At 64.6% G+C, this 10,615-nt stretch carries 12 protein-coding genes; 1 reads left to right on the top strand and 11 read right to left on the bottom strand.

From position 1 onward, the window contains the following. The 5 genes from EOD07_RS09665 to EOD07_RS09645 form a co-directional block, all read right to left on the bottom strand. On the bottom strand, positions 1-399 hold a 399-nt coding region (locus tag EOD07_RS09665), incomplete at its 3' end, for a gamma-glutamyltransferase (RefSeq protein ID WP_206519446.1). Positions 400-421: 22 nt separating this feature from the next. Next, positions 422-1,222 carry an ABC transporter permease gene (locus EOD07_RS09660; RefSeq protein WP_127235263.1) on the bottom strand — a complete coding sequence of 267 codons (801 nt, stop codon included), beginning with the start codon at positions 1,220-1,222 and terminating at the stop codon, positions 422-424. Next, positions 1,219-2,142, bottom strand: a complete 924-nt coding sequence (locus tag EOD07_RS09655; protein WP_127235262.1) for an ABC transporter permease — start codon at positions 2,140-2,142, stop codon at positions 1,219-1,221. Before EOD07_RS09655 ends, EOD07_RS09660 begins: the two co-directional genes overlap by 4 nt. Beyond that, positions 2,139-3,221 carry an ABC transporter ATP-binding protein gene (locus EOD07_RS09650; RefSeq protein WP_127235264.1) on the bottom strand — a complete coding sequence of 361 codons (1,083 nt, stop codon included), beginning with the start codon at positions 3,219-3,221 and terminating at the stop codon, positions 2,139-2,141. Before EOD07_RS09650 ends, EOD07_RS09655 begins: the two co-directional genes overlap by 4 nt. Before the next feature lie 80 nt (positions 3,222-3,301). After that, positions 3,302-4,336, bottom strand: a complete 1,035-nt coding sequence (locus EOD07_RS09645) for an ABC transporter substrate-binding protein (RefSeq protein ID WP_127235261.1) — start codon at positions 4,334-4,336, stop codon at positions 3,302-3,304. Positions 4,337-4,567: 231 nt separating this feature from the next. Between EOD07_RS09645 and EOD07_RS09640 the strand changes: the two genes are divergently transcribed. Then, positions 4,568-5,269 (top strand): GntR family transcriptional regulator, encoded by a 702-nt coding sequence (locus EOD07_RS09640; RefSeq protein ID WP_164772148.1) that lies wholly within the window; start codon positions 4,568-4,570, stop codon positions 5,267-5,269. A gap of 13 nt (positions 5,270-5,282) precedes the next feature. On the opposite strand, the gene EOD07_RS09635 is transcribed toward EOD07_RS09640, so the two are convergent. The 6 genes from EOD07_RS09635 to EOD07_RS09610 form a co-directional block, all read right to left on the bottom strand. Next, positions 5,283-6,368, bottom strand: a complete 1,086-nt coding sequence (locus tag EOD07_RS09635; protein WP_127235259.1) for an ABC transporter ATP-binding protein — start codon at positions 6,366-6,368, stop codon at positions 5,283-5,285. Further along, the gene (locus tag EOD07_RS09630; RefSeq protein WP_127235258.1) at positions 6,358-6,960 is read right to left on the bottom strand and encodes a cupin domain-containing protein; all 603 of its coding nucleotides are present in this window, start codon (positions 6,958-6,960) and stop codon (positions 6,358-6,360) included. Before EOD07_RS09630 ends, EOD07_RS09635 begins: the two co-directional genes overlap by 11 nt. Positions 6,961-7,247: 287 nt before the next feature. Next, on the bottom strand, positions 7,248-8,318 hold the full coding sequence (locus EOD07_RS09625; RefSeq protein WP_071035425.1) for an ABC transporter substrate-binding protein: 1,071 nt from the start codon (positions 8,316-8,318) through the stop codon (positions 7,248-7,250). Between the two features lie 27 nt (positions 8,319-8,345). Further along, positions 8,346-9,164: an ABC transporter permease gene (locus EOD07_RS09620; protein ID WP_127235257.1), complete on the bottom strand. Its 819-nt coding sequence runs from the start codon at positions 9,162-9,164 to the stop codon at positions 8,346-8,348. After that, complete coding sequence (locus EOD07_RS09615; protein WP_040990931.1) at positions 9,161-10,048, bottom strand: ABC transporter permease; 888 nt, start codon at positions 10,046-10,048, stop codon at positions 9,161-9,163. Before EOD07_RS09615 ends, EOD07_RS09620 begins: the two co-directional genes overlap by 4 nt. 98 nt (positions 10,049-10,146) lie before the next feature. Beyond that, positions 10,147-10,615, bottom strand: a 469-nt coding sequence (locus EOD07_RS09610; RefSeq protein ID WP_164772147.1) for an FAD-dependent oxidoreductase, incomplete at its 5' end; no start/stop codon positions are given.

The following is a 10,615-nucleotide window of genomic DNA, read 5'->3' as shown; positions in this document are numbered from 1 at the left end:
GGCCAAGCCCTTGCGGCCGTGGTCTTCCAGCAGCCGGCACCAGGCGTCGACGGCGCCGGGAACGGTAACCGCGTGCGGGCCGTGCAGCGGCAGCACGTTGAACCCCTTGTCCCGGTACCAGTCGACGGTTGCCGCCTTGGGCGCGCGGCCGGAGCCGTTGAAGGCGATCACCTCGCCCTGCCCTTTCGGGCAATAGAGCACAAAGCAGTCACCGCCGATGCCCGTCGATTGCGGTTCGACCACGGCCTGCACGGCGGCCGCGCAAACCGCGGCGTCCATGGCGTTGCCGCCGGAGCGCAGCATGTCGATCGCGGCAAGCGTCGACAAGGGATGCGACGTCGCGGCCATCGCTTCGGTGGCGCGGACCGGCGAGCGGCCTGGGAACTGGAAGTCACGCATGCTGGTTTTGGTATCCCTCAAATCAACGTCCGCGGCCGAAAAGCTGGGCGGCGGACAACAAGACGATCGATAGCACGATCAGGCAAGTCGAAATGGCGGCGATCGTCGGATCGATCTGATCGCGCAGCGCGTTGAACATGCGCCGCGTCAGCGTCGTGGTCTCGCCGCCGGAGATGAACAGAGACACCACCACCTCGTCGAAGGAGGTGATGAAGGCAAACAGCGCACCCGAGACGATCGAGAATCTTATTTGCGGCATCGTCACCTGGAAAAAGGCGGAGAAGCGGCCGGCGCCGAGGCTGCGCGCAACCATCTCCTGGTTCATATCGTAGGAGCGCAAGCCGGAAAGGACGGTCAGCACGACCAGCGGCAGCGCCTGCACCGTGTGAGCGATGACGAGGCCCGTCAACGTGTTGTTGAGGCCGATGCGGGCATAGAGAAAGAAGGTGCCGATACCGATCAGGATGACCGGGATGATCAGCGATGCCGTGAGCAGCGCGTTGATGACGCCCGTCAGCCGCAGCGTGCGGGCATTGATGGCGTAGGCCGCGGCTGTGCCGAGCAGCGTTGCGACGACCGCGGTCATCACCGCAACCTTGACCGAGACGATGGTGGCGTCGCGCCATTCGACCGAACCGAAATAGCTTTCATACCAGCGCAGCGACCATTCCCGCGGCGGGAACTGCAAGAGCGACGAGCCGGAAAAGGACATGATGACGATGATCACCGACGGGGCGATCAGGAACAGCATGACAAGCCCGCCGAGCGCGTAGAGCCAGAGGCGTTGCCTGCGCGCGATGGGCAGGGCGTTCTCCATGCTCATCGCTCGCTCCAGACCCCGGTGGCGCGGGCGCCGAGCAGCCAGTGGAAGAGGCCAAGCAGCGCCAGCGTGACGCCAAGCAGCACGACGCCAAGCGCCGCGCCCGCGCCCCAGTTGGAATAGAGGCTGGTGGTTTGCTCCATGCGCATCGCCCACATGATGACCTTGCCGCCACCCATCAGCGCCGGCGTGACGAAGAAGCCGAGACAGAGCACGAAGACGATGACCAGGCCCGAAGCGAGGCCCGGCAGCGACAGCGGGAAGAAGATCTGCCGGAAGGTCGCGGCCGGGCTGGCGCCGAGATTCATGCCGGCGCGCAGGCAGTCGACATCGATCGTCTTCATCGAGGCGTAGAGCGGCAGCACCAGGAAGGGCAGCATGATGTGGGTCATGCCGATGACGACGCCGGCGAAATTGTTGGCGAGCGGCAGCGGCTGGCTAATCACGCCGAGATCCATCAGCCATGTGTTGACCAGCCCCTTGCGCTGAAGGATGACCAGCCAGGCATAGGTGCGCACCAGCACCGAGGTCCAGAACGGCAGGATGACGAAGATCAGGCAGACCCCGGCGGCGCGGCGCGGCAGTTGCGACAGCATGTAGGCCAGTGGGTAGCCGAAGAGCACGCAGGCGCCGGTGACGGTGAAGGCTACCTTGAAGGTGGTGACGAAGGTCTTGATGTAGGAGGCCTGCTCGAAGAAGCGCGTATAGTTGGCGGCGCTGAGCTCACCGCTCTCGTCGAACAGCGAAAGCCAGAACAGCCAGCCGATCGGCACGATGATGACGGCGAAGACCAGAAGGAGCCCCGGCGACAGAAGCGCGAGCATGCCGCGCGCTTCACGCCGCGCATCGGCGTTCAGCGCATCGGCATTGAGCGCCCTATCGGGCCTGCCGGGATGATCGAGGCTGGCGGATGCGACGCTCATTGGTCGGCCACCAGCACGACATCCTGCGCGTCGATGCCAAGCGTGATCGGCTCGCCCGGCGCCGGCAGTTTCGCCAGCACATCGGAACGGCAATAGTCGCGCAAAGTCACCTGCCGCCCATCCTTGAGCGTCGCGTAGCAGACGAAGCTGTCGCCCTGATAGATGACGTCACCGACGGTTGCCGCCAGCGTATTGACGTCGCCCGCCTGCTCCGGACCGGCGACGAGGCGCAGCTTCTCCGGCCGCACCACCATCAAATGCCGGCCGGGGGACGGCATCGGATCCTTCATGCGCAGCTTGCTGCCTTCATGCCAGACGCCGCCATTGCGGCATTCGACCGGAATGAAGCTGGATTCGCCGATGAAGCCGGCGACGAATTTGGTCAGCGGCCTGGCGTAGAGGACTTCCGGCTGGTCGATCTGCTCGATGCGCCCGGCATTCATGACAGCGATGCGGTCCGACATGGTGATCGCCTCGCGCTGGTCATGCGTGACGTAGACCGTCGTCATACCCAGCCTTCGATGCAGGTTGCGCAGCTCGATCTGCATGTGATCACGCAGGCTTTTGTCGAGCGCCGACAGCGGCTCGTCCATCAAGACGATGCGCGGCTCGAAGACGATGGCGCGGGCCAAAGCCACGCGCTGGCGCTGGCCGCCGGACAGCTGGTCGACACGCCGTTCACCGAGGCCTTTCAACTGCACCAAGTCCAGCGCCCGCTCGACACGTTCGGCTGTTTCGGCAGCCGGCACGCGGCGCTGCTTCAGCGGGAAGGCGATGTTGTGGAAGACGTTCATATGCGGGAACAGCGCATAGTTCTGGAACACCATGCCGATGTTGCGCTTGTGCGGCGGCATGGTGATGATCTCCTCGCCGCCGACCTTGATGGAACCGGCATTGGCCCGAACGAAGCCGGCCAGGATCATCAGCAACGTCGTCTTTCCCGAACCGGACGGCCCGAGCAGCGTCAGGAATTCGCCTGCCGCGACATCGAGGCCGAGATCATGCAGCACCGACAGGCCGCCGAAGCGTTTCTCGATACCGCTGATGCCGATGGGGAGCGCGGACTGCGCGAGAGACAAGAGCATCTCCTTCAACTCCGGATCATTTTTCGCGAAACGATGCGGAGCGGCGCCTCGTGGACACCGCTCCGATGCGATCGTTACTGCTGGATCAGGTTGTTGAACTTCTCGGTCGCCTCGACGAGGGTGTCGCGCCAGAAGGCCGGATCCTGCAGCACCTGTTTCTTGACGTTCTCCGGCGCGGAGTTGATGTTCTTGATGCGATCCTGCGGGATTTTGCCGGTCTCGAAGGCCTTCTCATTGGCCGGGCCGTTGTCGACATAGAGCGGCAGATTGGCCTGGAGATCGGGGCTGACGAACTTGGCCAGCGCCTTCATGGCGATGTCCTTGTTCTTCGAGCCCTTCGGGATGACCATGCAGTCGGCGGTGAGCACGCCCTGATCGAAGGAGAAGCTGACGGGCGCGCCTTCCTTCTTCAAGGTGCCGGCGCGGCCGTTCCAGATGCTCGCCATGTCGACCTCGCCGTCCTTGACGAGCTGCATGGCCTGCGCGCCGGAGGTCCACCAGGCATCGATGTGGCCGCGGATCTTGTCGACGGATTGCAGCGCGCCGTCGATGTCGACAGGATAGACCTTGTCGATCGGGATGCCCTTGGCCAAAGCGGCGACGCTCAGCGTTTCGGTCGACTGACTGCCGGAAAGCGCGCGGCGGCCGGGGAATTTCTCCACGTTCCAGAAATCGGCCCAGGTCTTCGGACCTTTGTCGCCGAAGACATCCGTGCGGTAGATCAGCACCACCGAGGTGTAGGAGATGCCGACCCAATCATCGTGGACAAGCTTCGGATTGATGCCGCTCTTGTCGATGACGTTGTAGTCGAGCTTCTCGAACAGACCTTCCTTGGAGCCCCGCGCGCATTCGTCGGCGCCGAGCTCGGTGATGTCCCATTTGACGGCGTTGCCGGTGACCTGCAGGCGCACGTCGTCGAGGCCGTTGGTGGTGTCCTGCTTGATGGTGATGCCGAGTTCCTTGGCCGTCGGGTCGAAGAAGGCCTTGGTCTGCGCCTCCTGATAGGTGCCGCCCCATGAGGCGACGGTGATGGTGTCGGCGGCCGACGCCGGAACGGCGACCGAGGCCAGCAGGCCGGCGAGGCCGTGAATGCAAAGTCTCTTCGTCATTTTCGCTTCTCCAACCGGTGTTCCCGTTATCGTTGATTTGGTATGCGAATTTGTATACAATTTTGAGTGTAACTTACGGCAGAGCGATGTCAACACGGGTCGTCGTCGGAGAAGCGCTTTTCGCAGTGAAGCGAGCGGCGCCCCGCCCGGTGCGCGAAACGGTCGTGTTTCAAGCAAGGGCTAAAAAGCTCTAGACTGCGATTCTGCGATGGGGCCGTTGGAGGCGGACGTTTGAAAAAGGAACGAAAAAACACGCTGCGCGACTCGGTGTTCGAGGCGCTGAAGGCGTTGATCATCACCGGCCAGATCCCGCCAGGCGGCCGCGTGACGGAAAACGAGATCGCCGAGCGCCTGAAGGTCAGCCGCACGCCGGTGCGCGAGGCCTTCAATCGGCTCGAACGCGACGGGCTGGTGATCGGGAGGCCGCGCCAGGGCTATGTGGTGGCCGAGTTCAACCTGACCATGTTCCGCGAGGCTTTCGACATCCGCGAGCTGCTCGACGGGCGCGCGACGGAGCTCGCGGCAGCCAACGCGACCGCAGCGGACAAGGCGAAGCTGCGCGAGATGCTTGCCGAATGCGAGCGGCTGGCGGCGATCCCGGACCGCAGCACCAGGGAGAAATTCGAGGAGCTTCAGGTCGGCATCGACCTGCACCGGGTGATCGCCGAGATCAGCGGCAACGAGATGCTCTACGGCATGCTCTGCGGCATCCTCGACAAATGCCAGCAATATGTCTGGACCGAGCTTCTGTGGCTGGACGAATGGAAGCTCACCCGCGAGGAACATGCCGGCATCGTCGATGCGATCTGCGCCGGCGACGTCGCCTTGGCCGGCGAGCGCGCCCGCGCCCATGTGCGCGGCTCGCGCGAGAACATCCTGCGCCTGCTGCAGGCCAAGTCGGATTATCAGGGATTTTTCGCCAAGGCCTCGTGAGGCGCCGGTCGCATCAGCTTGAAAGTATCGGGCAATTGGCGCCACGTCGCAGGCTGACATGCGCCACGTCGCCGACGCTGAACTGGGAGCCGTTGGCGCGGCGCGGCGCATCGATGACGATCGGAGTCCCCTGCCCGAGCTCGGCATGAAGGCGCAGCGTGCGGCCGTGGAAGACGACGCCGCTGACCCGCGCCGGCGCGGTTCCTTCGGTGGCCTCTCCGGCAGCCAGAAGATCCTCCGGGCGCACGCCGATGGTGCGGGTGTCGCCCGCGGCCGGCGTCTCGTTGCTGTCGGAAGTCGCCTCCAGCGGCAGCTCGCCAGCGGCGAAGCAAAGGCGCTCACCGTCGCGGCCGACAAAGCGCGACTGCAGCAGATTCATCGTGCCGATGAAGGAGGCGACGAAGCGCGTCGCGGGCCGGTCGTAGAGCGTGGCAGGAGGCGCTATCTGCTCGATGCGGCCCTTGTTCATGACGACGATGCGGTCCGAGATGGACAGCGCCTCGGTCTGGTCGTGGGTGACCATGACGAAGGTGGTGCCCAGCCGCGACTGCAGCCGCTTCAACTCGACCTGCATCTGCTCGCGCAGATGCGCGTCGAGCGCCGACAGCGGCTCGTCGAGCAGAAGCACGCGCGGCTCGCAGACGATGGCGCGGGCTAAAGCGACGCGCTGCCGCTGGCCGCCGGACAGTTCCGAGACGCGGGCGCGCAGCTTGTCGGCAAGGCCCACCATGTCGAGCGCCTCGCGGGTGCGTTTGGCTTGCTCAGCACTGGTGAGCTTGCGCAGCGACAGGCCGAAGCCGACATTGGCCGCGACATCCATATGCGGGAACAGCGCATAGTCCTGGAAGACGGTGTTCACCGGCCGGTCGAAGGGCCGCAGGCCGGTGATGTCGCGGCTTTCGAGCAAGACATTGCCGCCGGTCGGGCTCTCGAAGCCGGCGATGACGCGCAGGCTCGTCGTCTTGCCGCAGCCGGAGGGGCCAAGCAGCGTCAGGAACTCGCCGGGAGCGATGTCGAGATCGACACCATCAAGCCCAACAATGCCACCCGGAAAGACTTTCGAGACGTTCTGCAGCCGAACGAGTGGTTCAGGCGCCATCGCGCACCTCGGACGGCTTGGTGGTGTTGACCCAGAGGATCTGGCAGCGCTCGGCGCCGGGGTTGCGGAAGGCGTGCAGCAGCGTGCTCTTGAAGGCAAAGCTGTCGCCGGCCTTCAGCACATAGGTCGTGGCATCGACCACCAGCTCGACCTCGCCCCCCATCACGAAGCCGAATTCGTGGCCGGCATGGGCATAGGCTTCCGCCGTGCCGCCGCCGGCCTCGACCGTCACCAGCATGCCGGTGAGCGTCGCGGCAGGCGGCGAGAGCAGCGCCTTGGCGATGCCCTCGGATTTCACCGGGATCGCGCGCCTTTTGTCGGCGCGCACGCAATAGAGGTCGTTGACCGCCTCGTTGCCATCCGTGATCAGCGCCGACGGCTCGATATCCAGCGCCGCCGCCAGTGGCCAGATCACCTTGACGCGCAGCGAGGACATGCCGCGCTCGATCTGGCTCAGCGCGCCGATGGAGATGCCGGCCTTGGCGGCCAGGTCGGCCAGTGAGAGCTTGCGCTCCAGGCGCAATGCCCGCACGCGCCGGCCGACGCGGATGTCGGCATCGTCTTTAGGCTTTGCTTCGTCAACAATGTCCATGCAACGGTCCTCGTCGTCTTTCCACGGCGCGGCGTAGCGCCGCCAGGCTCCCCCTTCTCCCCTTGTGGGAGAAGGTGTCGCCGAAGGCGACGGATGAGGGGTGTTCCAGGGAATGCTAACGTCTCATTCCGCTGGATCACCCCTCATCCGTCTCGGCGCTGCGCGCCGATCCACCGCCCGGCCCTTCGCAGGCTCAGGGCGTTCGAAGCTCGAAAAGCCAAGCAATTGGCTTTTCGTCCGCTGAGGCGGACCGCTTCTCACCCCACAGGGGGAGAAGGGGGAGCTAGTCATCCCCCCGCCTTCACCTTCTCGAACATCTTCGCCATATCGTCGTTCTGCTTCATCGGCCCGGTGAAGATGGTGCTCTTCAGCATCACGTCCGGATCGGCTGGCAGCTGCAGCTTGTCGAGCTCCTCCTTCGATACGCCGGCAAAGGCGGTCGAGAGCGAGCTGCCATAGCCGTAGGACTGGATCAGGAACTTGCCGGAGTCGGCGTCGAGCCGGCTGTTGATGAAGTCATAGGCGAGATCGACGTTCTTGGCGTCCTTCAGCATGACGAAGCCGCAGGCCCAGGTGAGCATGCCTTCCTTCGGCTTCATGAACTCGACCGGCACGCCCTGCTTCTTCAGCGAGGTGGCGGACGCGTTCCAGGTCATGGCGGCGACCAGCTGGCCGCTCGCCAGCGCCTGCTCGACCGAGGTCATGTCGGTGGTGTAGCTCGACAGAAGCGGCCGCTGCTCGCGCAGCTTTTCGGCCACCTTGTCCATCTCAGCCGGTGTCATGTCGAAGGGGTTCACGCCGGCCAGAAGTGCTGCGACGATCGGCGTGTCATGCACGGCGTCGATGGTCGCCATGCGGCCGGCATATTGCTTGTCCCACAGAAGGTTCCAGCTCGCCTCGGGGTTCTTCACCAGGTCGGTGCGGTAGAGGATCGAGGTGTTGCCCCAGTCCCACGGCACCATCCACACCTTGCCATCGCCGGCCTGCAGGTCGGGCAGGTTCTTGAACACCGGGAAGATCGAATCCCAGTTCTTGATGCGCTTGGTGTCGATCGGCTGCAGCAGACCTTCCTTGTTCCAGCGCGCCACCTTGTCATAGCAGGGATGCGCGATGTCAGGGCGGAAGCCGGCCTTGACCTTGGTGAAGGCGTCATCGTCATCGCCGAAGATCGTCGCCTCGACGCCGTCCGGATGCGCGGCAAGGAAGCTCTTGTTGAAATCGGGCAATTCATAGCCCGACCAGGTGAAATATTGCAGCTTGTCGGCGGCCAGGGCGACCGTCGACGACAGCGCCAGAGCCAGTGCGGCAAGGCCCGCCCGGGCTTTGTGTCCGGTGATCGATTTCAGGTGGAATGTCATTTTCGTTCTCCTCTTCTTTGTTGTGGTTCAGGCTGGATTGCGGCGCGCGGCGCCGAGGCCGCGATGGCGAAGGATTTCTGCGGCGCCGGCGATGATGAAGGAGACGCAGAGGATCACCGTTCCCACCGCCATCACGGTCGGCAGCGAGCGCGGGAAGCGCAGCTGGCTCCAGATGTAAAGCGGCAGCGTCGGCTCGGTGCCGGCGAGGAAGAAGACGACGATGAATTCGTCGAACGAGGTCAGGAAGGCGAGCATGAAGGCCGACAGCACGGCAGGCGCACTCAGCGGCAGCATGACGCGCCGGAATGTCGTCCAGTCGGACGCGCCGAGGTCGAGCGCCGCCTCGCGGATCGTCTTCGGGATGGCGGCGAAGCGGCTGCGCATGACCACCACCGTCGTCGGCAGCGCGACGAGGATGTGGCCGAGCACGATGGAAACGCGCGACGGGCCAAGGCCGATGAGGTTGACCAGGATCAACAGCGAAATACCGACGATGACGCCCGGGATCAGGATCGGCAGCCGGGCGATGGCGCTGATCGTGGCGGCGAGCGGCGAACGGCCGTAGAGGTCCATGTAGGAGACGGTGATGCCGCAGAGCGTTGCGCCGGAAGCGGCGACGACGCCGATGATCAGGCTGTTGGCCAAGGCGCCGGAGAGCGCCGGATTGCCGTAGAGCGTCCGGTACCAGTCGAACGTGAAACCCTGCAACGGAAACGCCGCCTGGATGGAGTTGTTGAAGGAAAACAGCGGGATCAAAAGCACCGGCAGATAGAGGAAGACGAGATAGCCAAGCACATAGAGGCCAAGCCAGCGGCCGTCGCTATTGGTATCGGCCCGGGCGCTCATGTGCGGCTGCCGAACCGGCGGTCGGCGCCGCGCGTGACCAGCACGACGCAGAGGATGACCAGCATGACGCAGACCGAGAGTGCTGCGCCGAACGGCCAGTCATTGGCCTTGCCGAACTGCGACTGGATCAGCGTGCCGATCATGGTGCTGGCCGGGCCGCCGACCATGGCTGGCGTGACATAGTCGCCGACCGTCGGCACAAAGACGACGAGCGCCGCGGCCAGCACGCCCGGCATGGAATTGGGCAGCACGACACGGCGGAAGCTGGTGAAGGGCCGCGCGCCGAGATCGGACGCGGCTTCGAGCAGCGATTTCGGGATCGTGTCCAGCGCCACATAGATCGGCAGGATGGCGAAGGGCGCGTAGGCGTGGGCGAGCGTGACGACCACCGCGGCCGGCGTGTTGAGGAAGGCAAGCGTCGGCTGCGACCACAGGCCGGTCTCGATGAAGGCCGAGTTCAGCACGCCATTATAGGCAAGCACGATCTTCCAGGCGAAGACGCGCAAGAGGTAGCTGGTCCAGAAGGGCAGCGTGACCAGGAAGAGCAAAAGGTTGCGGCGGCGGCCGGCATGGAAGGCGAGGTAATAGGCGACCGGATAGGCGGTGACGACGGTGGCGAGCGTCACCAGGCCGGCAATGACCAGCGAGCGCAGCGTCACCGTCCAGTAGAGCGGATCGGTGGCGACAGTGAGGAAATTCTCCGCCGTCAGTCCGACGCCGAGCAGCGAGCCGTCATTGCCCCTGAAGGCGAGGAAAACCACGAGGCCGAGCGCGAACAGGATGAGGAAAAAGGTGACCAGCCCACCCGGCAGCAGCATGGCGAAGCGGAACACCGGCGAGACGCGGTTCTCCGGCAATGGCCGTGCTGCAACGATGGTCGACATCTGACTGCCTGTTGGCATTGTGGATTTTTGAAATCCACCAATGCTTTTTCATATTCATGAAACTGTCAAGCTGAATCGCTTGTGCGCCGCACGCGTGGTCAACGCTCGAATGCGTCGAGCATCCGATACCAGGTGATCGCGGCAGCGACGCCGACCTGGCGGAAGGCGTGGAAGGGGATCGGCCTGATCGGCGACAGCGGGAACGGCAATTGCCTTGCGTCGCCGCTGGCAAGGTAGTTCGCCATCCGCTTGCCCAGCGCGCTCATCAGGCCAACGCCCCTGCCCTGGCAGCCGACGACCGCGAGCAGGCCCTTTTCCGGCTCATGCAGATGCGGCAGATGATCCGGCGTCAGCGCCACACGGCCAAACCAGCGCTTCTCGATCGCGATGCCGGCTAGCGCGGGATAAAGGCGCAGCAGCGCGCGTTCGCAATGTGCCCAGTCGGCCGCACTTGAAGGCAGCGCCATGCGGCCACGCCCGCCCAGCACCATCCGGCCATCGGGACTCCGGCGGTAATAGACCAGGATGCGGCGGGGATCTGAAACCGCCCGGCCGCCCGGCAGGATG

The sequence above is a fragment of the Mesorhizobium sp. M2C.T.Ca.TU.002.02.1.1 genome (assembly GCF_003997225.1).
This window is presented reverse-complemented; position numbering and strand designations above follow the sequence as displayed.